This is a genomic window from Cellvibrio sp. UBA7661 (assembly GCA_002483365.1).
GTDB lineage: Bacteria > Pseudomonadota > Gammaproteobacteria > Pseudomonadales > Cellvibrionaceae > Cellvibrio.
The window spans coordinates 1-26,278 of sequence record DLHT01000012.1; the positions used below are offsets into that span (position 1 = coordinate 1).

Below are 26,278 nucleotides of genomic sequence, written 5' to 3' on the forward strand. Positions count from 1 at the left end.
CACCCTCAGACAAGCTTTATTTGCAGACTTTTTGATAACAAAGCAAGAGCAGGCCACTCAACAAACAAACCAATCAAAATTCACACAATTTCAAATAAGTGATACTTCTTTTTGCCAACCTTTACCAAATAGAAGCACTCAAAAAAACCACAGCATTTAGCAAAAGATTCCGCAGCCTTCATGTTGTCATCAAGTGATTTCGGGGAACCATTAATTGATACAGCATTGCGTGCGAGAGCATCTTTAATTTGCTTACCCGATGCCGCTAACCCAGCATCTGCAAGCAATTGAGTTAAGGGGGCGAGCCCCAATTGCGCTCGATCAATTACTGACACTGGCAAGCCATCCTGCTTCAATTGCAACAAATCATCCCTGGATAACATATCGAACCGATCACTGAACAAAGCCAACGTAATTCGCTGAGCCGCAGCCAATCCCTCATGACCATGAATCAGTCGAGTCACCTCCTCCGCAAGAATTCGCTGCGCCTCAGGCTTCTTGTTGCTCACCGCATCCTCAGCCTCAATGCGCGCAATCTCCTCGACAGACAGGAAAGTAAAGTAACGCATAAAACGATAAACATCTGCATCCGCCACATTCAGCCAAAATTGGTAAAACATGTAGGGAGAGGTTTTTTCAGGATTGAGCCAAACAGCCCCAGATTCAGTTTTACCAAATTTCGTACCATCTGATTTGGTAATCAAGGGAACAGTTAATCCATAAACCTGACCACCATGCAGACGCCGAGTCAGATCCGTACCACCAGTTATATTTCCCCACTGATCACTACCACCAATTTGCAACGTACAATTATATCGACTGTACAATTCTGCAAAATCATATGACTGAAGGAGCATGTATGTGAATTCAGTAAATGAAATCCCCTCGCCTTCACGCTCAATACGCTGCCTTACAGATTCCTTGTTAATCATATTATTGACAGAAAAATGCTTGCCAATATCGCGCAAAAAAGTCAGCACATTCATGCTGCCAACCCAATCAAGGTTGTTAACAACAATCGCAGAGGTATCACCACACTCAAAATCAACAAAGCGGCTAATTTGACCCTTCAGATTTTCAACCCAATTACTAACAGTTTCAGCGGTATTTAGCTTTCTCTCTTGAGCCTTGAAACTGGGATCACCTATGAGACCTGTTGCACCACCTACCAAGGCAATAGGACGATGCCCAGCCAATTGAAAACGGCGAAGCATTAATAAAGGCACAAGATGCCCTATATGAAGACTGTCCGCAGTAGGATCAAAACCACAATAGAGCGTACGACTGCCCGAGTTAAGGTGTTCAACAATAGCCTCACCGCCAGTCATCTGGGCAACAAGACCTCGATCTTGCAACTCTTGCAGAAAATTTGTGTCAATAGCCGTCATACACACCAACCACACCTGTTAATTGTGTTTCGATTTGGAACAAAAAGGCGGCAAAGATACCGCATCTCGCTTCAAATTCAAGGCTAAAGCGAAGACTTATTGCAATAAGATGAAATTTTGGGGTGTTAAGGCCATTTTTTTCTGCTATAAATGCTTTTTCTTGGATCACTTTTCTATATATTTTTGTGAAATTACGTGAGCCGACTCTCTCAAGTGTTTGATATACAAAGAAGTGCGAATTTTTATACATGCTTACAATAAAGAATTATTACAACATCGCCCGATCGACACTATTTCAATATGTACCGCGCGAGCACCTCGCAGTGGCGGTAGCTTTATCATTGGGTTTAGTAATAGTTTTAGCCAGCGAGCAGCATAACAATACAGAAATAGCCAGTACTCCAAGTAAGAATATTCCCGGACTAGAAATTCAAGGTCTAGACACTCAGGCCACCCCCATAGCGGTTCCAGAAGTAGAAACAATAATCCAGACCGTTGCAGCCAAAACTGACACAAACAAACCAATACAAAACCAGCCAGAATCCCCCAAGTGGAAAGAGTTCACTGTTCAAAATGGCGACAATCTATCAATTCTATTCAAACGTGCAGGTTTAAATGATCGCGCTATTTATGAATTATTTAGTGATGCTAAGGACGCCAAGGATCTCCGCAATATTCGCGCTGGTCAAAAAATGTCATTTTTGGTGGAGAACGGGCAACTACACGGATTGAACTATGTTATTGATAACCTCAATAGCTTGAGTTTCGAGCGTGGTATAAAAGGTTTTACAAGCAAGGAAGTCACTTTAAAGCCGAATGTTAAATACGCATTTCGTCAAGCATCTATTGATAGCTCGCTCTATATGGCAGGCAAGCGCGCAGGAATGCCGAGCAACCTAACTATGGAACTGGCGAATATTTTTGGCTGGGACATCGACTTCGCTCTGGACATCCAAAAAGGTGACAACTTCAAGGTGATGTATGAAGAACAATTCCTTGATGGTAAACGCATTGGTACAGGTAAAATACTCGCTGCAGAGTTCACCAATAGCGGAAAAACATTTAAAGCAGTTCGTTATACATCAAAAGATGGCTCAAGCAATTACTACACTCCGGATGGCCGCGGGATGCACAAAGCATTTTTGCGTACCCCGATCGAATTCGCACGAATTAGTTCCCATTTCAGCCTGAACCGCAAACATCCCGTATTACATATTATTCGCGCTCACAAGGGTACTGACTACGCCGCAGTACGTGGCACACCTATCCGTGCGACAGGTAATGGGAAAATTGCTTTCGCTGGCCGTAAGGGCGGCTATGGAAATTGTATTGTCATTCAGCACGGCCAAGGGATTGAAACTCTCTACGGTCACATGAACGGTTTCGCCAAAGGAATGAAAACAGGAGCTCGCGTAAGCCAGGGTGATGTTATCGGTTATGTTGGATCTACCGGCTTAGCTTCCGGCCCTCACTTGCATTATGAGTTCCATGTTAATGGTCAGGTGCGCAATCCTGTAACTGTTCCACTGCCAAAATCGATTGGCATAGAGAAATCTGAATTGGCTAGATTTAACGAGACTACCCGCCCACTTATCGCAAAATTGGATCAGTACAAATCTTCCAACCGCTTGGCTGTGGCTAAAACTGATAACAGCAACTAATACAGACATTTCGTATGACTCAACGCCAGCTCTATATAGGTTTGATGTCTGGCACCAGTGCTGATGCTATAGATGTCGTATTAGTAGATTTACAATTCTCACCAAAGCTAATTGCCCAGCACAGCCTTCCTCTTCCTCATAAGATACAACAACAGATACATGCACTCTCATTGCCTGATGAAAATGAGATAGATCGTATGTGCGCTTTGGATACTGAGCTTGGACAACTATTTGCCCAAGCAAGCCTCGACTTACTCAGCAAGGCCAAAATTGCTAATCACGATGTTGTAGCTATTGGCAGCCACGGCCAAACCATCCGTCATCGGCCGCCAGGCTCAATCCAAGGGACATTTACTTTGCAGATTGGAGATCCCAATATCATTGCAGAGCTAACAGGTATAACAACGGTGGCAGATTTCCGCCGCCGGGATATGGCAGCAGGAGGCCAAGGAGCACCACTGGTACCGGCCTTTCATCAGGCCGTCTTTAAAAGCCAGAAGCATGACCGGGTTATCCTGAATATTGGAGGTATGGCCAATATCACCTGGCTTCCAGCCGAAGGAAAAACATCCGGCTTTGATACCGGCCCGGGAAATGTCCTGATGGATAACTGGGTGCAAACGCATCTTAATAAATCTTACGATGCAAATGGAGACTGGGCTTCGGCGGGTAGCATTAATCCTGAATTACTACGTCTTCTGCTGGCCTATCCTTTCTTCTCATTGCCTGCCCCCAAGAGCACCGGGCGGGAGAATTTCAATCGCACATGGCTAGATAGCAAATTGCATATGCTGCCGTCGCAGCCCGCAGCTGTTGATGTGCAAGCCACCCTATTAGAGCTAACCGCCACCTCTATTGCCGATAGCATTAACCAACTTTCACCAGACGCAAAAGAAATTTTCGTTTGTGGCGGAGGTGCTTACAACACTCACTTAATGCAACGCCTGGCAAATTTATTAACTAATAGCACTGTGGCCAGTACCTCAACCTTGGGCGTTGCCCCACAGTGGATAGAGGCAATGGCGTTTGCCTGGTTGGCACAGCAAACCATACACCGCAAGTCAGGCAACTTGCGCGCGGTGACAGGGGCAAATCGGGAAGTGATTTTGGGGGGGGTTTATTACGCGTAATCCAATAAGCATCTATTAGATGCTGAAGGACGAGCCGCAGCCGCATGTACTGGATGCATTAGGATTTTGGATAACAAATTTAGAACCTTGTAACCCTTCCTCATAGTTAACTATAGCGCCAACGAGATAAGGATAGCTCATCGCATCCACTACTACTTTGACACCTTCACGCTCAACAACGGAATCATCATCAGCCACAGCTTCATCAAAAGTAAAACCGTACTGGAAGCCAGAGCAGCCGCCCCCCGTGACATAAACACGCAACTTCAGATCCGGATTATCCTCTTCCTCAATCAAACTCCTGACCTTGGCAATCGCACTATCGGTCACGATGACGACCTGAGGAATATAAACTTCAGCGGTAGACATAAACACTCCGGAAACAACCAAACCCTCAAGGGCGGGATTTATTATCCCTTTACCCTAGTAAAACAGTCAACTATTGGGCTTTAGCTAATATATCCAAGACTCCAGAAGGCTCCTGCTGATTATTGACCATACTGCCGTTCAACTGTGCCCCCTTGACCATTTCTATAGAATGATAATGCACTGTCCCGGTCACATTACCTTTAGCTGCTAACTCAAGATGCTTACTGGAGTATATATTTCCCACGACCTTACCATTCACAATAACGACGGGAGCACGAATCTCACCCTCCACTAAACCAGTATCAGCAATCACCAACTTTGCATCCTTCTCATCTTCTGCGACGATGTTTCCTGTCACTTTGCCCTCCAGTTGCAGCTCACCACTAAAATACAAATCTCCAATGACTCTGGTTGCGCGCGAAATAAGAGTGTGATTATTAGAAAACGCCATCAGGAGACTCCTTAACCTTTACTGTTTTATTTGATTTCTGGCCATTCAAGTTCTGCTGTAACAGTCACCGGATTGCGCTTGGCACTGGATTTCACTGTCAGCTCGACCCGGTCTGGAATGAATCCTTGGGGTAATAGGATTTCAGTTTCTATATTCTGGAAAAACTTAAAGTTCAAAGGAATAGATTCTGCCAGTGGGTCACTGCCTTCTTTATTGACCGCCAGTTCATGTAATGAAATAACCGCCTCTTTGCCATCGCGCAAACCAATTACATCTACACGTAAATGGCCAGAAAACTCATCGTCGCCTTCTGCGAGCTTTTGCACCACCAATTTAAATTGATGTTTGTTATCGGGCAGTGATGCAACTGAAAAAATGCCGAAGCTGATTCCCATAGGATTGGCGCTCTTTTTCGATGTGAGAATGCGGTACACCTCAACATCGCGCTGCAATGCAGCTTTCTCTTCACGCAACTCCAATACACGCTTACGTAAATCTTCGCCTGCTTGACGATCAACCTCTGCGTTTAACTGATATTTAGCCAACTCTCGTTTGGAATCACCCAGCTCCTGGGTCAATTTCTCCAATTGCGCACGAAGGGATTGTGCTTCTTCTGGGGATAACAACTCATTACTGGCTTTGTGCTGCGCATAATAATAAGTTGCCACCAAGGCACTCGCGACTAGCAGCGACAGCAACAAAATCACCAAAACGTTTTTCAATGGCCGATGAGGCACCACTTTCATACGATAAACCGGCGAACCTTTCACTTTGGCTTTGGATGAATTCATAGCATTTTATTATTAGCAGTCATTTTTTTTATTGGGTGTGACCATCAGACGATCACACCCGCGATAAGAGAAAGAATCAAGGCAATAGTGCGACAACATCCAGTCCGGCTTTTTCATCAAAGCCAAACATAATATTCATATTCTGAATGGCTTGGCCGGATGCACCTTTAGTGAGATTATCGATGACGGATAACACCACAATCGTATCGCGTTGTTGCGGGCGCACAACTGAAATCCGGCAGACATTAGAACCCTTCACCGAACGAGTTTGCGGCAACTCACCTGCGGGTAATACATCGACAAACGGCTCATTGGCGTAACGCTGTTCGTAGAGCTTCTGCAAATCCGGCAGCGTGTTTACATCGAGCGCAGTTGCGTACAGGGTGGCGTGTATACCGCGGATAATCGGCAACAAATGCGGAACAAATGTTAACAAAACGGGTGCAACGCCTGCTGGCTGAACATCGCGAAGCCCCTGCTCGATTTCAGGCAAATGGCGATGCCCGGCAACACCATAGGCTTTAAAGCTATCGCTAATTTCCATCAGTAAATTATCGATTTTTGCCTGACGACCTGCCCCACTCGCGCCACTTGCGGCGTTAGAGATCAGACGTGTTGGATCCACCAGATTATTTTCAATCAGAGGCAAATAACCCAGTTGAGTCGCTGTTGGGTAGCAACCAGGGCACGCGACCAATTTAGCAGTGCGGATTTTGTCGCGGTTTACTTCCGGCAAACCATAAACGGCCTGCGTGACAAGATCAGGAGCTCCATGAGTTTGGTTGTACCACTTTTCCCACAAAGGCACGTCGCGAATACGGAAGTCTGCCGACAAATCGATAATGCGCGCCTTGGTATTCATCAATGCACCCATCATGTTCTGCGCCACACCGTGCGGAGTGGCGAAAAACACCACATCGCACTCGCCCAGCACCGCAACATCGGGCTCGGTGAACGCCAGATCGACATGGCCACGCAAGCTGGGGTATATATCAGCAACCTTAGTACCCGCTTCCGCACGGGAGGTGATCACCGTCACTTCAACCTGTGGATGTTTGGCCAACAAACGTAACAGTTCGACGCCTGTATAGCCGGTTCCGCCGACGATGGCTGCCTTAATCACCTTAACCCCCTAACACTCAATAGATTTGTTCAATGTGATCGCACTTATAGCGACTAACGAAAGACGGCTATCATAAGAGCCTTGTCCATAAATCGAAAGCAAAAGCTGCCCATCATTCTCATAAACCGGATAAATAGCCGAACAGGAATCCAGCGTGCCGATTGAGCCAACACCCACTAACCAGCCCCCTACACAACTATCCCAGCGCATTGAATCGCTACGCGACCAGCTCGCCGGGGCCGATTCACTGCCGCTGTTAACCCTGCTGGGTTTGCTAACCGGGATTATCGCAGGTGCAGTCATTGTGTTATTCCGCTGGGTAGTAGAAATCCCTCTTGGCTATTTTTTGCCAGATAACTTTGAAAACTTTGAGGGTGTCAGTTCGATAACCCACTTCGCCCTGCCAGTGGCAGGAGCCATACTCTTGGGGGGCATCCTGCAGTTGGTTGACAAGCGCCATCACGCCACCAGCATCGGCCATGTTATGGACCGCCTGCAAAACCATCAGGGGCGGATGCCGGTGGGTAACGTCATCACCCAATTCTTCGGCGGCGCCACCTGTTTGTTAACCGGGCACTCAGTCGGCCGCGAAGGCCCTGCTGTGCATCTGGGAGCCGGCAGCGGCAGCTTGCTTGGCCAGTGGCTAAAATTGCCCGCCAATACCTTGCGGCCGCTCGCTGGCTGCGGTGTTGCTGCGGCTATCGCTGCCTGTTTTAACACGCCGATGGCCGGGGTTATTTTTGCGATGGAAGTGGTGATACTGGAGTACACCATTGTCGGTTTTATCCCTGTCACACTCGCCGCATTCGCGGGTGCGACCATGACCAGACTCGCCTTCGGCCCAGAGATCGCCTTTATGAATGCCCAATCTGTCATGGGCGATTTACGTGAATTACCGCTCATGGCCGCCGTCGGTTTTGTTGTCGCAATCTTTGCCGCTGCCTATATCCGCCTTCACGGTGCGAGCTGCCGCTGGGCACTAAACCGCCCCATCGCACTGCGCTTTGCTCTGGCAGGATTATTGACCGGAATATGTGCCCTGTGGATTCCACAGATTATGGGCGTTGGTTATGACACTATCAGCAGCGCTCTTGGCGGCGAGATAGGCTTTGCGCTGTTACTGGCTATTGCCGTCACCAAACTCTTCGCCACGTCCTTTAGCCTTGGAGTTGGAATGCCTGGTGGCGTTGTTGGCCCACTCCTGTTTATTGGTGCCTGTGTTGGCGGCGCAGTGGGTTGCGCAGCCCAGTGGCTCATGCCCAATTCCGCCAGTGCTATTGGGTTCTATGTGATATTGGGTATGGGGGCGATGATGGGCGCAACACTGAATGCACCTCTTGCCTCCATGATGGCCATTCTCGAACTCACCTATAACCCCAATATTATTTTTCCCAGTATGCTGGTGGTGATTGCCGCCTGCCTCACCACGCGCTGGGTCTTTAAATGCGATGGATTATTCCAGCATGTGCTGCGTATACAAGGGAAATTCCGCAGTGCGGAAGCGATGGAACAACTTCTTAGCCGCACAGGTGTACGTGGCATAATGGATCGCCATTTAGTCGTGAGCGACAACCTCATCGATGCAAACACAGCGCAACAATTGCTGAGCCACCACCCGCACTGGATTTTACTGCGCGAAAGCAGCCAACTGCTGCAACCGGCCGATCTCCACGCTCAATTGCAACATCGCGATGCTAACGACAAGCTCAACCTGCAAGAAATACCGGCGCGCCGTTATGACCTCGCACGCATTCCCGCCGATGCCAATTTATTTGAAGCACTTGAATTAATGAACCATCAACAACTGGATGCACTCTGGGTAGAATCCCTTAACGATACCCACCAACCCTTGGGTATAATCACACGCAACAAAATTGACGACTATTACCGTATCTAAATTTTCTACCTACGAAATCATTTTATTGAGACGCTCACATGCTCTGGATTAAAGCATTTCACATCATCTCCGTTATTAGCTGGATGGCCGCGCTATTTTATTTGCCGCGCTTATTCGTTTATCACACCATGAGTGAAGATGACATCAGCCGCGAGCGCTTCAAAATAATGGAGCGAAAATTATTGCGCGGTATCGCCAATCCCGCGATGGGCGCTACCTATATTTTTGGCATCTGGATGATGTGGCTCGGCTGGGGTTATTACTCAACGCAAATGTGGTTCTGGTGCAAGATAGTGCTGGTTGCTCTGCTGACAGGATATCACCACGCGTGCGTCGCCTATTGGAAACAACTGCGCGATGATCGCTGCACCAAAAGCCATACATTTTTCCGCGTATTTAATGAACTGCCGGTGTTTTTATTGGTCGGCATTGTGATCTTGGTTGTCGTAAGGCCGTTTTGACATGACCAGTACACTCTATGCAATTACCGACTCACAATTACTCCCCGGTGACAAACTGTTTGATGCAGTTGCGGCTGCATTAAAAGGTGGCTGCAAATGGGTGCAGTACCGCGATAAATCAGCGGATCATGCTCGCCGTTTATTTGAAGCAAAACATTTACTCACGCTTTGCAATCAATATCAGGCGCAATTATTGATTAACGATGATGTAGAGCTCGCCAAAAACAGTGGCGCGCATGGTGTGCATTTGGGACAAGACGACACAAACCCCGTAGCGGCACGCCTTATTTTAGGCAGCAGCGCCATTATCGGCGTAACCTGCCACGCTTCACTTGCACTGGCACAGCAAGCCATTAAAGACACCGCCAACTACGTCGCCTTTGGCCGGTTTTTTCCATCGAGCACAAAACCCGATGCACGCCCTGCCCCCCTATCGTTAATCAGCGAAGCGCGCGCGCAGTTTGTAAATACACCGATTGTAGCGATTGGCGGCATCACACTGGATAACGGCAAACAACTGCTGGATGCCGGTGCCGACATGCTCGCCGTTTGTCACAGCCTTTTTTCAGCAAACGACATTACTGAACAAGCCAGAAAATTTATTGAATTGTAGATTGGAAGTGAGGAACGAACTCCAACGCAAAATTTGAAAAATTCGCATTGGGGGTTCGTTTCCCACCGCCAAACCAACAAAAAAAATTACATTTTATTTATCAGGATTTACACATGAGCCGCTCCGAAGAATTATTTTTACAAGCACAAAAACACATTCCCGGTGGAGTCAATTCACCAGTGCGCGCATTCAAAGCGGTGGGTGGAACGCCCGTGTTTTTTGAGAAAGCCCAAGGCGCCTATGTATGGGATGCCGATGGCAAACGCTATATCGATTACGTACAAAGTTGGGGACCAATGGTATTAGGCCATGCGCACCCCGAGGTCATCAACGCCGTGATTGAAGCAGCAAAACACGGATTAAGTTTTGGTGCACCCACCGAACGCGAGACAACACTTGCGGAAAAACTCTGCACATTAATGCCTGGCATGGATATGGTGCGCTTTGTTAGCTCCGGCACTGAAGCCACCATGAGTGCAATCCGTCTCGCACGCGCCTTCACCAAACGCGACAAAATTATTAAATTTGAAGGCTGCTATCACGGCCATTCTGATTCACTGCTAATCAAGGCAGGCTCAGGCGCGCTCACACTCGGCGTTCCCAGTTCACCTGGCGTACCTGCGGTATTGGCCGACCACACGCTCACACTTGATTACAACAACGCAGAACAAGTGCGTGAGTGTTTTGCAAAATTGGGCGATCAAATTGCGTGCATTATTGTTGAGCCTGTTGTTGGCAATATGAATTGTGTTCCACCGGTTGCAGGATTTTTGGAGTGTCTACGCGAGGTTTGCGATCAATACGGCAGCGTATTGATTCTGGATGAAGTCATGACCGGATTCCGCGTTAGTCACACTGGCGCGCAAGGTCATTACGGCATCAAAGCGGACATCACCACACTCGGCAAAGTTATCGGTGGCGGAATGCCGGTTGGCGCTTTTGGTGGCCGCCGCGACATTATGCAAATGATTGCGCCCTCCGGTCCTGTATATCAGGCGGGAACACTATCAGGAAACCCGGTTGCCATGGCCGCCGGCTTAAAGACATTAGAGTTGTTGGAGCAAGCGGATTTTTATAAACACCTTTGCGCGCGCACCACACAATTAGTAGAAGGCTTACAAAAGCTTGCCGATGAAGCCGGAATTCCATTCACCACCAACCACGTCGGCAGCATGTTCGGTTTCTTCTTTACCAGCGAGAAAAAAGTCACCAACTTTAAACAAGTGATGGCATGCGATATTCCGCGCTTCAATAAATTTTTCCACGGTATGTTAGAACGCGGCATTTATCTGGCACCGGCTTCGTATGAAGCAGGCTTTATGTCTGCAGCCCATACCGATGAAGATATTGCCAATACACTGGCTGCAGCGGCGGAAGTTTTTAAACAGCTGTAACCATTCAATAGGCCTGCTTGTTCGTGACAAGCAGGCCTATATTTATTTAACCGCAAGAGGATTGATCATAATTAACATGCCGCCATCCGGCAAACGACGACTGATAAACAATCCTTGTTCACGTTGATATTGCGCCCGCTCCTGATACATAGATTTTATCTGATCACAATCCCATCCCTGCAAATCCGGGCATACCCTGAAGTGTTTGTAACCCATTTCCTTTAATACAGGCACCCAATACTGGGGATGCGAAAAACCCTCAGAATATAAATTTCTTTTATTAATATTATTATTGATCATGTCAAACATTTTCCGGGATTCAGCCATTTCGGCCACTACAAATACCCGGCCAACTTCTTCTGGTGGAGCAACTACAACTGACTCAATTTGTTGTGCAAGCAGATTGGTATTAATGCTATACCAACTAATTCCTTCATGCCCCACCTTCGCCATACGAACAGCCAATGAAAACATAATAACCATTACAACCAATACTGCCGTCCGCGACGCATAAGGCGCAAGAAACAAAGCAGCAAATAATGCGATAAATGCTGACAGGGTGGTGCGATCCTGAATATAGATTCCGACAGGAAGCGTTGAAACATAAATCCCTAAACTACAAATAATGGCGAGCAAAGGTAACCAATACTGTTTCTTCCAAATGGAAACAACAATGCTACTTACCAGCAAAATTGCTAACACACCTTTCTTTAAAAAAGATTCCATTTTCCCCAAATGAATAAAAATGGCACGTTTTATATTTTCCAAGTTAACCAAAAAATCATCGAAATTATGGAGATAATTAGGGTTTCTCCAATTCGCAAGCTGAATGGAATGTCCGGTCAAGATATAAACCAAAAAATTGGTAGCAATATATGCTGCAATAAATGCGGCAATCCAGATCAGCATCAATCGCCAAAATCGCGAATAATTCAACCCGCTCAAAAACAAGAGCGGCATCAGGAAATAAAAGGCACTAAAAGTACCCATGAATAGAATGGCAACTAATGGAAAGAAATATAGATCAGGCAAGCTCTTCTGTAACACAGGAGACAAAGCCAACCCAACAAACCCGAAAAGTAATGTTTCTGGCCACTCAAGCTGTACCGGCAAGACTGGTGTAAGCGCACATAAAATGCCAAAAACAGCCGAAAAAAATATATTTTTTGTTACCCTGAAAGCAACTACAGCTGAAAAAAGAATGACGCAAAAATAGCTAATCACGATAGCGACATCGCTTGGGACTAGCTGTAAAAATCGAAAGAAAAGATGATTAATCCAACGGCCTTCCTCGACCAACTTATCATCATAGCTACTGACGTAATACATTGAGTCATTACGCCAAATATCCACTGTTAAAAATAAAGAAAGGTTTGACCAAAGCAGAACAACCATCAACCCTAATATTAATATCTCGGGCAGACGCTTACCCCACGAATCCCTCATTACAGCCAAGTCCATAACAACAATTACCTTTTGTACAACAAATTACAACTCGGGAACACGCAGCCCGCGAGCCAAAAATGAATAAGTGAAATATCAAAAAAAGAGGCTGCTTGTTATGCAGAGATTCATAACAAGCAGAGCTTGACCGAGCCAAGTACCGGCTCTTTGGCGGCGCAATTTAATTGCAAATTAGACTGAGTGTCCAGTAATTTTTTGTACGCGAAATAATACCCCATCACTAGCCCGCATAAGCCGGCCCAAACCCGAAGCTCCAGATCAATACAGTAATTGCCATGATAGAGACAAACATGACCAAGCCAATTGTCAGTATTGAACTTGAATAAATAAATCCTTCGTCTTCAGGGATTTTCATAAAAATGGGAATGCCCATGTAAAGCAAATACACCGTATAAAAAATCGCAACTATGCCCACCAACATTGCCAATATGACATTGGGATAAAGCGCGCAAAGACCGGCGAGGAATAGCGGTGTCGCCGTGTATGCGGCAAACACAATACAGCGGGCAAGCCCGGGGGATGAGTCATAGGTGCGCGCCATCCAGTTGATAAACATACCTATCACCGCCACACCGGTGAGCATGGCCAAATACATCAGCGCGCTCATGATTGCCGCGCTGGATTCGGTGAGCATAACCGGCGCGCCATTGCCAATCGTCCACCCCACTTTCGTGGTACCGATATACATAGAGACAGGAGGAATCAATGCAAGGAAAAGTACATGCGCGAAATACAAATGGGAGACGCTTTCCTGTGTATCGCGAATTTCCTCCCATTCTTTGTGCGGATGAGTAAATAAACCAGCAACATGAGAAATCATATCCTGCCTCCGGAAACCTACTGATGTGCTATGAGTATAGGGGCTGACATTACCAACTTCACTGGGCGCATTAGAACAAATGTAATTCAAAACAATACGCACGATAACTGCGAACGCTAAAACAATTTCTGTAAATCTTCCCATATCAATTCCGGCGTTCCGGCATTAGCTATAGAACCAATGTATTTACCTTGGGAATCAATAACAAACACGCGAGTGGAGTGATTGACCAGGTACTGCTCGCCTGCGTTAACTGGCATTGCCACTCCCGCTGGAATAGTCACTACTTTATTATCGATAATGGCAGAGCGATCATAAGCCGCACCCAGGAAGCGGGCAAAATTGGCTATCGCCGGATTATCACCACGCAGCCCGATAATCTGCGGATGGAAAAACGCAACATACTGTGCGAGCTTTTCAGCTGAATCCCGCTCTGGATCAACACTCACAAATACAACTTGCATACGATTGCCTGACGGCTGCGATAACTTTAATAACCTACTGAGCTTTTGTAGCTCCATAGGGCAAAAATCCGGGCATGACGTAAAGCCAAAAAATACCAGACTCCAATGCCCGTAAAAATTTTCACGCGCAAATGCATCACCAGTGACACTGCGCAACATGACCGAAGGCAAAGATTTCGGCTCTGGCAATAACTGTACGCTCTCCAACACAAGGGGTTTGGAGGATAAAGCAGCGAACAAATGTTTGGCGCTGACAACACCCAATAACACGCACACAATTGCTACCAACATAAAACCCATTCGCTGGCTAGTCATTGCCATTTACCTTTACCGGAAAATAAACCGTTTGTTGTTGACCATCCGCAAATAACAGCTGTATCGCAATTTCATCTCCCAAGTGAAAAGGCGATTCAGACTGTAACAACATAATATGTAAATCACCCGGCTTCAGATCCACCTGTTTTGCAGCGGGGATTGTCAATGTATCCACATGCTCCATCATCGCTTTATCATTTTTATATACGGTGCGATGCAACATGAGTGTTGCACAACAAGTGGAAGACAAACCGCTAATGACTAACGGTTTATTACCCGGATTATATAATTCCGCATAAGCTGCATTAACCGCTGCACCGGGAGGCGCCATTTTTATCCAGGCATTGTTTATATGTAAGGGTGCAGGTATTTCTGCCCACACTGGATAACAGAAAGTTATTATCGCTACTGATAACAGCATCGCCTTATATTCAAGGTGATAACATTTGCCAATTCCAATAAGCATAGTGATCCACCAACAAAATAAGAAACAGCGTCATCAGGTGCACAATTGAAAACCGGAATGTGTTCATTGCCGATGCTGCATCCGCATGAAACTTTAATTGCCATGCATGGGCAATAAATTTCACACTCAATATAACCGCACCCAGTAAATAAATAAGGCCACTCATACCCACAAGATAAGGAAGCAAGCACACAACAGCTAACAACAAGGTATATAAGAGAATTAATGTTTTGGTGAAATCAATGCCGTGGGTAACAGGCAACATAGGAATACCCGCACGCGCATAATCATTAACACGATGAATGGCCAGCGCCCAAAAATGCGGAGGGGTCCAGGTAAATACAATCATCATTAACAATAACGATTCGCCGCTCACCTGGCCGGTCATGGCACTCCAACCGAGCACCGGCGGTAAAGCGCCAGCAATCCCACCTATCACAATATTTTGCGGTGTCGCACGCTTAAGCAGCAGCGTGTAAATCACAGCGTAACCAAATAATCCCAATAACGTCAGCACAGCTGTTAGTGCATTTACCGCAAAAAATAAAATAAAAAAACCTGCTAATGCCAACGCGCAAGCAAAGACCACAGCCTCCCTTGTTGATAAGCGCCCTTGGGGTAAAGGACGTTGGTGAGTGCGCGCCATTTGCGCATCAATTTTCTGATCGAGCACATGGTTAAACGCAGCGGCAGCCGCAGATACCATTGCAATACCGACACAGGCAATGACAACTAATAACAGATCCGGTATTGCGGGGGTTGCGAGCATCATTCCTACCCATGCCGTCAGGACTAATAGCGCAACCACTTTAGGTTTGGTGAGCTGATAATAATCGTCACAATACTCGCGACAATAATTGAACACTGTGGGGCGATACAATGCAGTTGAAACAGCATGTTTAATAATAGCCATTGCGATTTCTCTCCATGTGAATGCTTTAACCGGAGTAGCCTCTTAAAATAATACTGAACTAATTGCTAACTAATAATTGGCCGTTCTTTTTCAATAAGTGGCCGATGTACTTTATGCAGCGCTGTGTTGCGCAACTGTATTTGCCGAATAAACACCACCAACATTACTAATAGATTTGCAGCCACAAGATTATGAGCAACCGCATTTAGTAGAGGTAATTGGGCGATGATATTGATGAGCCCCAATGTCAGCTGCAGCAATAGCAATGTTCCTATCGCTAACGCCATGGAGCGCATTGTTTTGCTGCTCGCGCGGAGCCAACATAACAACACAAATATTCCCAACACAAAAAAGGTAAAAATTGCACCCATTCGATGCAGCACATGAATACTCATACGCTCCTCATAGGATAAAACACCGAATTCATAAGTATCATGTCCCAGCGGCATACTGAACGCGGCCTGTAATGAAAATCGCTCCTGCCAGCCACTTTCACAGAACGGCAACTGATAACACACGGTGGCGGCATAATTACTGGAGGTCCAACCACCCAATGAAATTTGAATAAATAGAACCAGTAATGCGAAATACCCTAGTGGTAATAAGTTTCCCAATACAAGCTCCATCGCCAATGCTGTTTTTTGTGATGCAACCTCTGTACGCAGCAACACCAACAAACTCAACAGCGTAAAGCCACCCAATAGATGCGCCAGTACAACTAATGGCAACAAATTTAAGGTGACTGTCCACATTCCTAATGCAGCCTGAAACATTACCAAGAGTAAAATCACCACACCAAAAATCCGATACTGCTTTAACCAAAAACAAAATAAGGTGATTGCCAACACACACAAACCCAATAGACCCGCAATGTAACGATGCATCATTTCGTTATGGGCTTTGTGTGGTTCAATTGTGGCATCAGGAAATTTTTGTTGGGCTTCTGCAACATGTCCGTCATGCAAAGGGGCGGTTAGCTTTCCGTAGCAGCCAGGCCAGTCCGGGCAGCCGAGCCCAGCATCAGTCAAGCGGGTATACGCACCCAAAGCAATGACCGTAAATGCCAACAAAATAGTGCAATTAATCAGGACTACAAATGTTTTCATGTTCCACTCCGGTCATAATTGATCAGATGCATCAAATCTGTCCGTATGTCCTTTGCAAGATCACGCATCTGTTCAGCGCTACCGGTAATGGGATAACGCAACAATACCAAACCGCGTTGATTAACAATCACAATGTGATTTTGCAATTCAGGTACAACAAAGGAGGCAGTCTGCCACTCAATATCCGGTCGCTGTTGTAATTGCACAGGTTGTAATTGCAAAGATGATAACTGCACGGTTTGATTCGCATTCAATTGCGGCGGAGTGAGTAACAAAGGTTTTATTTTTAATTGTTTACGACCAAACCCGGAATACAACTGTTGTAATGTAAATAAAGCCTGCTCGCAAAGCTGGTCGCATGTTTGCGCCTGCACATATACCAATCGCCAATGAACTTCTGTGCTTGCAAGTGTTTCGTGTTGCAAGCTTGCCATGTCGGGCAATAGCTGTATTTCCTTTTCCATCCAAATACCTTTGTTGGTAACTGAATGGCTAAACCAACCGAAACTCAAACTCAACTTTGCTGCTGCCAAAGGCACAATTGCACACAAGCAAAAGAATAAAAAAAACTTTCGGCTATTCATGCTTGTGGCTCCTGTATTTTTTTACGACCACTGGCAGCCAATGCAATGACAACAACAGCTATCGCCAGTAAAAACCATTGCAATGCATAGGCTTTGTGGCGCTCTGGTGGAAGCATTACCGGGCGATAATGAATAACAAAAGGCGAGTTTTTTTCCTGATAAACAACACCAGACACCAACGATGTATCGATAGAATTGGATAACAGGGACGGATCTACCTGTTGAATCCGGATTGGCCAATGATCGTTATTTTCAATGTTTGTACCTAACAAAATACCTTGCGTGCGTGTGCGGAAAATACCTTGCACCGGCAATACAGAAGGAACGTCAATGGCCGGAAGCGATGCTCGCGAAACCGGAGCCGCAATCCAACCAAGGTTTAATAAAACCGCAGGTGTATTACCGGATGATGAAATATCTTTAACGGCGATTAATACATCGTAACCTGCGCGACCATTCACCAATCGATTATCCAGCAGCCACACTGCAGGTGCTAACCAGCGTCCGGAAAATTCCATATACACACCATCACGATCTGCAGCAGAAATAGTTAGTAAACGGGAAACATTAACAGCGCCCTGTTTTTTCCAGCCAGCAATGCGCTCCAGGGTTTGGTACTTTTCTTCCGCCCGTTGCCATTGCCACAGGGATAACCCCAGCAATAACAGCACTGCCAGAAAATTTACGCATACCCACGGCCACCGGACGACCCAATAGCGATTGAACGCTATAATAGTCATACACTCACTCCTGCAATGGTGATCCCATGCTGATTAAAATTATTCTTGTTGTGTTGTTGGCAATCGTTGTTTCCAGCTTATTCCAGGCACTTGTAGTGATGTTAAAAAATGATGAAGCAGCTCCCAAGATGTCCAAGTTTTTAGGCCGTCGCCTGATTTTTTCAGCAGCAGTCGTTTTGCTTCTGATCATTCTGTTATTAACAGGAGTTATTACCCCAAACCCACGCCCTTATTAAATTGGCGCTCTTTTAAAAAAATTACAGAACGTACACAAATATAAAGAGATTTAGCCAGACCACATCCACAAAATGCCAATACCAAGCCGCCGCCTGAAATCCAAAATGACGTTCAGGTGTGAAGTGACCTTTTATTAAGATACGCAAAAAAATAACCGTTAAAAAAATTGCACCCAGCGTGACATGAAGCCCATGAAACCCGGTCAATAAAAAGAACGTATTGCCATAGACTCCAGAGTCCAAACGCAGGCCTAATTCCTGATAAGCATGTACATACTCATAACCTTGCAAACATAAAAAAATCACTCCAAGAATAATTGTCATCAACATGAAAAAACCGAGTTGGGTATATTTGCGCTGCTCTATGCCGATATGCGCAAACTGCAAGGTTACCGATGACGCAAGCAGTATCAGCGTGTTATAGAGTGGAATACCTTCCCATGGCATTGCCTGGGTTTCTATACCAGCGGGGGTTTTAACCAAAGGCCAGACCGCATCAAATTTGGGCCAGAGAACTTCTGCTGTCATGGCATTATTACTTGCACCATCTAGCCAGGGCACGGCAATCATGCGTGCGTAAAAGAGTGCGCCAAAAAATGCCATGAAAAACATAATTTCAGAAAAAATAAACCAACTCATGCCCTGCCGGAAAGAGCGATCCATCTGCTGGCTATAAAGCCCGTCCATCGATTCATCAATCACATTACTGAACCATCCGAACAACATATAGAACAACAATGCAAAACCGATAATTAATAAAAACCAGCCTGCACCATGTTGATCCTTGGCCAAGGCATTAATCCAAAAAGCCGCGCCATAACCAATCATAAATAACGCAATTGCCCCCAGAATCGGCCAACTGCTGTGGTGAGGGACATAATATTTCTGGTAACCATTTGCCATGATCTACCTCCATATTTCCGGCACTGCCGGTTTGGATGACTGCATTTTTTGATTTACATGCATCAGCGATTAGCTGTATGCAGAGTGCTCTTATACAAACGGTACGACAAAGTGATCGTTGTAAAACGTTCAGGCAATTCCGGATCGATATAAAATTGCACCGGCATGGATTTATGTTCGCGACTATTTAACGGCTGCTCAACAAAACAAAAACATTCTATCTTTTTAAAATAACGCGCTGCTTCACCCGGGGATACTGATGGCACTGCGCGCCCGATCATCGCCTCTGAACTTAAATTCTCTACATCAAAATGAATGATTTTAATTTGCCCCGGATGAACAACAATACGCTCAACCTCCGGCGCAAAACGCCAGGGAATACCTGAGTCCCGGTTAGCCAAAAACTCCACTGATATTTCACGGCTTTCATCTACTTTTTTTGAAACGGGCGCTGCGGTATTTTCTGTTTTTCCATTGATGCCTGTGTAGCGACAAAACACATCGTATAAAGGCACTAGCGCAAACCCAAAACCAAACATGGCGATACACACCACGATCAGTTTGCGTACCAGCAATTTATGCGATGCCATTTTTTGCCTCCGGTCATCGATTATTTAGCGCACTCATTTCACCCGCGGGGGTGTTTCAAACGTGTGGTAAGGAGCAGGCGATGGGATTTCCCACTCCAGCCCCTGTGCACCTTCCCATACTTGGGCAGTGGCTTTTTCACCCTTGCCGCGCATACAGCGAAATACGCCCCACACAAATAACAACTGCGATAAACCAAATAACAAACCACCAATACTGATAAAAGCATTCAGGTCGGCAAACTGTAAGGCGTAATCCGGGATGCGGCGCGGCATGCCGGCAAGCCCGACAAAATGCATAGGGAAAAACAACATGTTGACGGAAATCAAAGAGCACCAGAAATGCCACTGCCCCAAACGCTCGCTGTACATCACACCGGTCCATTTCGGAATCCAGAAATAAACGCCAGCGATAATCCCAAAGAGCGCGCCGGTCACCAGCACGTAGTGAAAATGCGCAACCACAAAATAGGTATCCTGATATTGAAAGTCTGCCGGAATAATGGCCAACATCAGCCCGGATAATCCACCAATGGTAAATAGCACAATAAATGCAACGGCAAACATCATCGGCGTTTCAAAGGTCATTGAGCCACGCCACATAGTCGCCACCCAATTGAATACTTTTACTCCTGTAGGCACAGCAATGAGCATAGTGGAATACATAAAAAATAATTCAGCGGCCACCGGCATTCCCGTTGTAAACATATGGTGAGCCCAGACAATAAATGAGAGGAACGCGATGCTCGCCGTGGCGATCACCATGGACTCGTAACCGAATAATGGCTTACGTGAAAAAGCAGGAATGATGCTGGAAATAATACCGAAGGCGGGCAAAATCATAATGTAGACTTCGGGGTGTCCAAAAAACCAAAAAATATGCTGGAACAACACCGGATCACCACCGCCTGCTGCATTAAAAAAACTGGTACCAAAATATTTATCGGTCAGTACCATAGTCACAGTCCCTGCTAGCACCGGCATAACCGCAATTAATAAAAATGCGGTGATCAACCACGTCCACACAAACAAGGGCATTTTCATCCAGGTCATGCCGGGGGCGCGCAAATTAAATATGGTGACGATAACGTTCATCGCGCCCATGATTGAAGAAATACCCAACAAATGCACCGCAAACACAAAAAACGCAGTGCTGTCATTGCTATAAGTTGTCGAAAGCGGAGCATAAAAAGTCCACCCCGCTGCCGGACCACCACCCTCCATAAATAAAGTGGACAATAAAATAAAAAATGAAAATGGCAGTATCCAGAAACTCCAGTTGTTCATACGTGGCAATGCCATATCGGGAGCGCCAATCATTAAAGGAACCATCCAATTTGCCAAACCGACAAAGGCGGGCATGATTGCGCCAAACACCATCACCAAGCCATGCACGGTGGTCATCTGGTTAAAAAAATGCGGCTCAACAAATTGCAAACCCGGCTGAAATAATTCAGCGCGTATCACCATTGCCAAACTACCGCCAATAAACAACATCAACAGTGCAAACAATAAATAAAGTGTGCCTATATCTTTGTGATTGGTGGTGTATAACCAGCGAGTAATACCTGTTGGTTTATGCTCTTGCGATTCGTCATGCGCGTGATCTGCATGGGTGCGATCGGTTAGCGAACGTGAATTTTCTGCACTCATTGTTATTCTCCTGCATCAATAGCAGCAGCTACATCCGCCACCTGCACGGACTCACCGGTATTGTTGCCCCAGGCATTGCGCTCGTAGGTAATCACTGCCGCCAATTCACTGGTACTTAACTGTTTAGCAAACGCTTGCATCGCGGTTGCCGGCTTGCCATACACAACAATATGAATATGGGCAGAAATATCCTGCGTAGCTATTTTGCTGCCTTTGAGCGCAGGAATCGCACCAGGTAAACCTTCACCAGACACCTGATGGCACATAGCGCAATGGGTTTCATACACTTTTTGCCCAAGCACCATCAATTCATCCAACCCTTGGGTTTTCGCTGCCGCCTCTTTTTCAGCGGCCAATGCTTGTGCTTGAATTTCAATTTGCTCTTGCGTCCATTGCTCAAAATCTTCAGGCGTTCTCACATCCACCACTATCGGCATAAACCCATGGTCTTTCCCACATAACTCGGCACATTGGCCGCGATAAATTCCAGGCTTATCCACTTTGGTCCATGTCTCATTAATAAACCCGGGATTGGCATCTTTTTTAATTGCAAATGCAGGAACCCACCAAGAGTGAATCACATCATCTGCGGTAACCAAAAACCGGATTTTTTTGCCAGTGGGAAGAACCAGAGGCTTATCGACATCACGCAAATAATGCTCGGTTTTGTCTGCCTGGTTTTCGATTTGATCGCGCGGGGTGGCAAGTAAGGAATAAAATTCGATGGGATATTCCATGTATTTGTAATGCCACTTCCACTGCGACCCTGTAATTAATACAGTGAGATCAGCTTTGGATGCATCTTCCATTGCAATCAATGTTTTGCTGGCAGGAATAGCCATTATCACGAGGATAACAACCGGGATTGCCGTCCACAGCATTTCCATTTTTAAACTACCGTGAAATTGCTCAGGCGTTGCACCTTTGGATTTCCGGTGATGGATGATCGACCAAAACATCAAGCCAAATACAATCGCGGCAATCGCGCAACAAATATAAAAAATGATCATATGCAAGTCATACACTTGCTGGCTGATGTCCGTTGCACCGCGAGTCATATTGTATTTTGACTCCTGCGCCAATACAGAAATTGGCAGCAGCAACAAAATCAAAAAAAGCCTATGTACATAGTTATTCTGCAGACATGACTTCTGTTTCACTGCGGACTCCTTTTTCTCACTTATTGCTCATGGAAATCGCAACGAAGAGATGAGCAGATCCCTTCCAGAATTTTGGCAGGAATAAACTATTGCTCATAACTACTTTTCATCAGCATCCGTTTTAAAAAACTTAAATCATCTAAAACGGAAAAACGCTGGATCTATTCCAGCAGAGGAATCAGGTGAAATTGCCCGCTTAAACAACCGGGACCAAGGCGCAACCTGACAACAGAACAGCCAACTGGCTACAGACAAGAATGCCAGAACACAGGACGCACCAGACTCTTACACAGAATTACCGGCCACCTAAATTCCAACTTATTACGTGAATCCTATATCGCGATTTACAACAAGCAAACGCGCGAATATTAGCTACTAGCGTTTATGAAACGTTTTAACTATAAACCGCAGCGCATAAAACGCAAGCCGTTATTTATAAACAAAATTTATACACTAAACATATTTTTTTATATAACAAAAAACGCCAAGCTTTATCGGCTTGGCGTTTTCAGGTCGGAACTATAAATCTATTGCTGAAACCGTCACACTAGAAACGAATGCTGGCTCCCAGAGTCAAAGCATCTTCAAACTCACCAGAGGTGTATTCCAATTCCACTCCGATGTTATCGGTAAAGTAATTACGCGCACGGATGAAATAATCGGTAACATCCTTCCCTTGAATCAAACCATCGTTTTCAAATGTCTCATGGGTAAAACCAGTCCCTACACTTAAATGGCGATCAAAGTAAAAATCGGCTGCCGCGCTCCAGGTTTCTGCAGGAAAGAAATCATCGGAATTTTCGTAACTGGCTTCGAAGTTCAACGCCTTTTCACCCGCCAAGGCTATTACGTATTTTCCATTGATGTTCCATTGCTCGGATACATCAACATCTTCCACAAATTCAGACCACACCAATAAGCCATCAACAGGAGAGACACCCGCTTTGATAAACCATTGAGATTGCCATGGCATTCCATAACTGATAGCACCCGAACCACTATTGGTATCAGGAGCATATTTCGTTTGGTTTTTCTCCTCTCTTACGCCTGCACCGAGATAAAAAATACTATCCGGAATATAAAAATCTATGCCTATTTCACGTGCATAGATATCAGAACGAAATCCATCACCTTTCCATTCCTTGGTAGCTGCGGATACGTAAATGTTGCTCGCTTTTTCCAGAAAAGCCGCTTCTGCCAATGGGTGCTGGCTCGTATCAACAGGAGAAAAATAATATTTTCCTTGTATGCCTGCTTCATAAGCATCTGTCGATGTAGCATCAGGATTAACATCAGAATAGGCAGCGGTAACTTCACCTTGGTAAGTGGAAGAAAATGCGAAAGGTGCAGCAGCAAAACCCGTAGCGGCGATAATAGCGGTAAGTAATTTCATGTTCATAATCCGTCCTCTGATAAATACACTGACATCATCAAGAATGTCCAAGGGCATATTATTTAAATGAAATTGAATTGAAACTGAACGATACAAACTGTTACAAACGAACCCATTGCAACCACTTACGCAAGGCAATCACATGAAAACCTTTCTTCGTCATCCAAGCGCAATGCAGTGAGCGAACCACCCCATACACAACCAGTGTCCAAGGCAAAAATTTTATTGGATTTGACTCTCCCTTCAAGGGCGGCCCAGTGTCCAAAAATAATTTTTTCATTACGCGTTTTGCGTTCGGCAAAAGAAAACCACGGTGAAAAACCGATGGGCGCAGCATCTGCATTTTCTTTGGTTTGCAATTCCAATTCACCACTCGCACTGCAAAAACGCATGCGTGTGAAGTAATTGGTAATAATGCGCAAGCGCTCAACACCTGTCAGGTTATTACTCCATTCACTGGGCGCATTGCCGTACATACCCGCCAAAAAATTTTCCGGGCTATTGCTCTGCAGCACTGATTCTACTTCGCGCGCGCGCGCCAGTGCATCGGCCACAGTCCACTGTGGAGGAATTCCTGCATGCACCATGGTAAAACCCAAGTCGGGGTCATGATGCACCAGTTTTTGATGGCGCAACCAATAAACTAAATCTGCACGATCCGGTGCGATCAGCAATTCATCAAGAGAATCGTTTTTGCCTTGCTTGCGCAGGCCGTAATAAACAGCAATAAAATGCAGATCATGATTACCTAAAACAATGGTGATCGAATCGCGTAATTTGTATAGAAAGCGAAGTGTCGCCAACGAATCCGGCCCGCGATTAATTAAATCGCCTGCAAGCCAAAGCTTGTCTTTTGCTGGATTGAATGCGATTTTTTTTAACAAACATTGCAAGGGCTCAAGGCAACCCTGAATATCGCCAATTGCATAAGTAGCCATAAAGAACTCTATCGGATTAATGGATGGCGTGAGGGGGCACTAATGCAAAAGCAGGAATTTGCGCATCAAACATTGCACCATCATCTGCGCGCATGTGATAAATCCCTTCCATTATTCCTGTTTCAGTTTCAAGAATAACACCGCTGGTATAGGTGTAACTTTCACCCGGTTTTATGTGAGGCTGCTCACCAACAACACCAATACCCTGCACTTCTTGCAGCTTTTCATTGGCATCGGTAATGCGCCAATGACGGCTGATCAACTGTGCAGGCTCATCGCTATTATTGGCGATAGTGATGGTATAAGCGTATACGTAGCGATGTTCGAGTGGTACAGACTGGGCTGCAATATAAGTTGTTTTTACACTCACCTGAATAGCAGACATATTATTCAGCCTCTTCAGTCGGACGATGCTGTACTGAAAGATCGCCGAGTAAATTACTGATAGCAACATATTCAGCCAAACTAATATCTTCCGGGCGCAATTGTAAATCAACCGGCAAGCTTTCCAATTGTTCTGCTGTCAGTAATTGTTTGAGTGAATTGCGCAAGGTTTTACGGCGCTGTTGAAAAGCAACATTCACAAGTGTTTCCAATGTTTTCACATTGTTTGCCACATAAGGTAGTGTTGCATGGGGCACCAAGCGCACAATGGCCGAATCCACTTTCGGTGCAGGGTCAAAGGATGTTGGCGGCACGTCAAACAAATCTTCTACGGCGCAATAATATTGCACCATAATTCCCAAACGACCGTAGGCACTATCGCCCGCTTGCGCAGCCATACGTTTCACCACCTCTTTTTGCAACATAAAGTGCATGTCTTGCACTTTATCGGCATACGACAGCAAATGAAAAATAAGCGGAGTGGAAATGTTATAGGGCAAGTTGCCCACAATACGCAGCGGTTTTCCATCGCGCATTAATTGGGCAAAATCAAACTGCAATGCGTCAGCTTGAAACAACTGGAAATTAGGGTGCTTTTCAAATTTAACTTTCAACCAAGGCACCAGATCACGGTCCAGTTCGATCACATGTAAATTATCACAAGCATCAGCCAAGAGCTGGGTAATAGCACCTTTGCCCGGCCCGATCTCTACCACCAAATCATCTTTACGTGGATGGATAGCGCGGACAATTTCGCGAATGATGCCATGATCGATCAAAAAATTTTGTCCGAAGCGTTTACGCGCTTTGTGTTGTGACTCTGTATTTAATTGCGCCTTGGCATCCACATGCAAACCAGAATTTTTTTTCATAC

29 protein-coding genes are annotated in these 26,278 nt (G+C 45.7%); 7 read left to right on the plus strand and 22 right to left on the minus strand.

Annotated elements, in window-relative coordinates:
• Positions 1-80 precede the first annotated feature (80 nt).
• Together tyrS and B2739_RS10590 are read right to left on the minus strand one after the other, a co-directional pair.
• Positions 81-1,388: a tyrosine--tRNA ligase gene (gene tyrS, locus B2739_RS10585; RefSeq protein WP_331345833.1), complete on the minus strand. Its 1,308-nt coding sequence runs from the start codon at positions 1,386-1,388 to the stop codon at positions 81-83.
• Positions 1,375-1,638 carry a hypothetical protein gene (locus tag B2739_RS10590; RefSeq protein ID WP_331345834.1) on the minus strand — a complete coding sequence of 88 codons (264 nt, stop codon included), beginning with the start codon at positions 1,636-1,638 and terminating at the stop codon, positions 1,375-1,377. The genes tyrS and B2739_RS10590 overlap by 14 nt, the downstream gene beginning before the upstream one ends.
• On the opposite strand from B2739_RS10590, the gene B2739_RS10595 reads away from it, so the two are divergent.
• Both B2739_RS10595 and B2739_RS10600 read left to right on the plus strand, forming a co-directional pair.
• A complete protein-coding gene (locus B2739_RS10595; RefSeq protein ID WP_331345835.1) occupies positions 1,637-3,049 on the plus strand; it encodes an OapA family protein in 1,413 nt (470 codons plus the stop codon). The genes B2739_RS10590 and B2739_RS10595 overlap by 2 nt on opposite strands.
• A gap of 14 nt (positions 3,050-3,063) precedes the next feature.
• Positions 3,064-4,179, plus strand: a complete 1,116-nt coding sequence (locus tag B2739_RS10600) for an anhydro-N-acetylmuramic acid kinase (RefSeq protein ID WP_331345836.1) — start codon at positions 3,064-3,066, stop codon at positions 4,177-4,179.
• A 15-nt stretch (positions 4,180-4,194) separates the two neighbouring features.
• On the opposite strand, the gene erpA is transcribed toward B2739_RS10600, so the two are convergent.
• The 4 genes from erpA to argC form a co-directional block, all read right to left on the minus strand.
• Positions 4,195-4,548, minus strand: coding sequence for an iron-sulfur cluster insertion protein ErpA (gene erpA / locus B2739_RS10605; RefSeq protein WP_331345837.1), 354 nt, complete (start codon positions 4,546-4,548; stop codon positions 4,195-4,197).
• A gap of 70 nt (positions 4,549-4,618) precedes the next feature.
• Entirely contained in the window at positions 4,619-4,999 is a 381-nt protein-coding gene (locus B2739_RS10610) for a polymer-forming cytoskeletal protein (RefSeq protein ID WP_331345838.1), read from the minus strand.
• Positions 5,000-5,025: 26 nt separating this feature from the next.
• Positions 5,026-5,790 carry a DUF6776 family protein gene (locus B2739_RS10615; protein WP_331345839.1) on the minus strand — a complete coding sequence of 255 codons (765 nt, stop codon included), beginning with the start codon at positions 5,788-5,790 and terminating at the stop codon, positions 5,026-5,028.
• 76 nt (positions 5,791-5,866) lie between these two features.
• Positions 5,867-6,913 carry an N-acetyl-gamma-glutamyl-phosphate reductase gene (gene argC / locus B2739_RS10620; RefSeq protein WP_331345840.1) on the minus strand — a complete coding sequence of 349 codons (1,047 nt, stop codon included), beginning with the start codon at positions 6,911-6,913 and terminating at the stop codon, positions 5,867-5,869.
• Positions 6,914-7,067: 154 nt separating this feature from the next.
• Here argC and B2739_RS10625 point away from each other — a divergent pair, with 154 nt between their 5' ends.
• The 4 genes from B2739_RS10625 (at position 7,068) to hemL (ending at position 11,278) form a co-directional block, all read left to right on the plus strand.
• Positions 7,068-8,810, plus strand: a complete 1,743-nt coding sequence (locus tag B2739_RS10625) for a chloride channel protein (RefSeq protein ID WP_331345841.1) — start codon at positions 7,068-7,070, stop codon at positions 8,808-8,810.
• 38 nt (positions 8,811-8,848) lie between these two features.
• Positions 8,849-9,271 carry a protoporphyrinogen oxidase HemJ gene (hemJ, locus tag B2739_RS10630; RefSeq protein ID WP_331345842.1) on the plus strand — a complete coding sequence of 141 codons (423 nt, stop codon included), beginning with the start codon at positions 8,849-8,851 and terminating at the stop codon, positions 9,269-9,271.
• A gap of 1 nt (position 9,272) precedes the next feature.
• Positions 9,273-9,884, plus strand: coding sequence for a thiamine phosphate synthase (gene thiE, locus B2739_RS10635; protein WP_331345843.1), 612 nt, complete (start codon positions 9,273-9,275; stop codon positions 9,882-9,884).
• 113 nt (positions 9,885-9,997) lie between these two features.
• Positions 9,998-11,278: a glutamate-1-semialdehyde 2,1-aminomutase gene (gene hemL / locus B2739_RS10640; protein ID WP_331345844.1), complete on the plus strand. Its 1,281-nt coding sequence runs from the start codon at positions 9,998-10,000 to the stop codon at positions 11,276-11,278.
• Positions 11,279-11,320: 42 nt separating this feature from the next.
• Here the strand turns inward: hemL and B2739_RS10645 are convergent, their stop codons facing one another.
• The 8 genes from B2739_RS10645 to B2739_RS10680 all read right to left on the minus strand — a co-directional run bounded on the left by B2739_RS10645 (position 11,321) and on the right by B2739_RS10680 (position 18,150).
• Positions 11,321-12,739, minus strand: coding sequence for a hypothetical protein (locus B2739_RS10645; RefSeq protein WP_331345845.1), 1,419 nt, complete (start codon positions 12,737-12,739; stop codon positions 11,321-11,323).
• Positions 12,740-12,962: 223 nt separating this feature from the next.
• Positions 12,963-13,562, minus strand: a complete 600-nt coding sequence (locus B2739_RS10650; RefSeq protein WP_331345846.1) for a Yip1 family protein — start codon at positions 13,560-13,562, stop codon at positions 12,963-12,965.
• Positions 13,563-13,678: 116 nt separating this feature from the next.
• A complete protein-coding gene (locus B2739_RS10655; protein ID WP_331345847.1) occupies positions 13,679-14,341 on the minus strand; it encodes an SCO family protein in 663 nt (220 codons plus the stop codon).
• Positions 14,334-14,807 (minus strand): copper chaperone PCu(A)C, encoded by a 474-nt coding sequence (locus tag B2739_RS10660; protein WP_331345848.1) that lies wholly within the window; start codon positions 14,805-14,807, stop codon positions 14,334-14,336. The genes B2739_RS10655 and B2739_RS10660 overlap by 8 nt, the downstream gene beginning before the upstream one ends.
• Positions 14,773-15,720, minus strand: coding sequence for a heme o synthase (gene cyoE, locus B2739_RS10665; RefSeq protein WP_331345849.1), 948 nt, complete (start codon positions 15,718-15,720; stop codon positions 14,773-14,775). Before cyoE ends, B2739_RS10660 begins: the two co-directional genes overlap by 35 nt.
• A gap of 65 nt (positions 15,721-15,785) precedes the next feature.
• On the minus strand, positions 15,786-16,826 hold the full coding sequence (locus tag B2739_RS10670; RefSeq protein WP_331345850.1) for a COX15/CtaA family protein: 1,041 nt from the start codon (positions 16,824-16,826) through the stop codon (positions 15,786-15,788).
• On the minus strand, positions 16,823-17,410 hold the full coding sequence (locus B2739_RS10675) for a hypothetical protein (protein WP_331345851.1): 588 nt from the start codon (positions 17,408-17,410) through the stop codon (positions 16,823-16,825). Before B2739_RS10675 ends, B2739_RS10670 begins: the two co-directional genes overlap by 4 nt.
• The gene (locus B2739_RS10680; protein WP_331345852.1) at positions 17,407-18,150 is read right to left on the minus strand and encodes an SURF1 family protein; all 744 of its coding nucleotides are present in this window, start codon (positions 18,148-18,150) and stop codon (positions 17,407-17,409) included. Before B2739_RS10680 ends, B2739_RS10675 begins: the two co-directional genes overlap by 4 nt.
• A 26-nt stretch (positions 18,151-18,176) precedes the next feature.
• On the opposite strand from B2739_RS10680, the gene B2739_RS10685 reads away from it, so the two are divergent.
• Positions 18,177-18,386: a DUF2909 domain-containing protein gene (locus tag B2739_RS10685; RefSeq protein ID WP_331345853.1), complete on the plus strand. Its 210-nt coding sequence runs from the start codon at positions 18,177-18,179 to the stop codon at positions 18,384-18,386.
• Positions 18,387-18,407: 21 nt separating this feature from the next.
• Here B2739_RS10685 and B2739_RS10690 read toward each other — a convergent pair whose 3' ends face one another.
• The 8 genes from B2739_RS10690 to rsmA all read right to left on the minus strand — a co-directional run bounded on the left by B2739_RS10690 (position 18,408) and on the right by rsmA (position 26,276).
• On the minus strand, positions 18,408-19,289 hold the full coding sequence (locus B2739_RS10690; RefSeq protein ID WP_331345854.1) for a cytochrome c oxidase subunit 3: 882 nt from the start codon (positions 19,287-19,289) through the stop codon (positions 18,408-18,410).
• Between the two features lie 62 nt (positions 19,290-19,351).
• The gene (locus B2739_RS10695; protein ID WP_331345855.1) at positions 19,352-19,879 is read right to left on the minus strand and encodes a cytochrome c oxidase assembly protein; all 528 of its coding nucleotides are present in this window, start codon (positions 19,877-19,879) and stop codon (positions 19,352-19,354) included.
• 33 nt (positions 19,880-19,912) lie between these two features.
• A complete protein-coding gene (gene ctaD, locus B2739_RS10700) occupies positions 19,913-21,529 on the minus strand; it encodes a cytochrome c oxidase subunit I (RefSeq protein ID WP_331345856.1) in 1,617 nt (538 codons plus the stop codon).
• Between the two features lie 2 nt (positions 21,530-21,531).
• A complete protein-coding gene (gene coxB, locus B2739_RS10705) occupies positions 21,532-22,689 on the minus strand; it encodes a cytochrome c oxidase subunit II (protein WP_331345857.1) in 1,158 nt (385 codons plus the stop codon).
• A 547-nt stretch (positions 22,690-23,236) separates the two neighbouring features.
• Positions 23,237-24,082 (minus strand): putative porin, encoded by an 846-nt coding sequence (locus B2739_RS10710; RefSeq protein ID WP_331345858.1) that lies wholly within the window; start codon positions 24,080-24,082, stop codon positions 23,237-23,239.
• A 125-nt stretch (positions 24,083-24,207) separates the two neighbouring features.
• The gene (locus B2739_RS10715; protein ID WP_331345859.1) at positions 24,208-25,020 is read right to left on the minus strand and encodes a symmetrical bis(5'-nucleosyl)-tetraphosphatase; all 813 of its coding nucleotides are present in this window, start codon (positions 25,018-25,020) and stop codon (positions 24,208-24,210) included.
• Positions 25,021-25,036: 16 nt separating this feature from the next.
• The gene (gene apaG, locus B2739_RS10720) at positions 25,037-25,405 is read right to left on the minus strand and encodes a Co2+/Mg2+ efflux protein ApaG (RefSeq protein WP_331345860.1); all 369 of its coding nucleotides are present in this window, start codon (positions 25,403-25,405) and stop codon (positions 25,037-25,039) included.
• Position 25,406: 1 nt separating this feature from the next.
• On the minus strand, positions 25,407-26,276 hold the full coding sequence (gene rsmA, locus B2739_RS10725) for a 16S rRNA (adenine(1518)-N(6)/adenine(1519)-N(6))-dimethyltransferase RsmA (protein ID WP_331345861.1): 870 nt from the start codon (positions 26,274-26,276) through the stop codon (positions 25,407-25,409).
• Positions 26,277-26,278 lie beyond the last annotated feature (2 nt).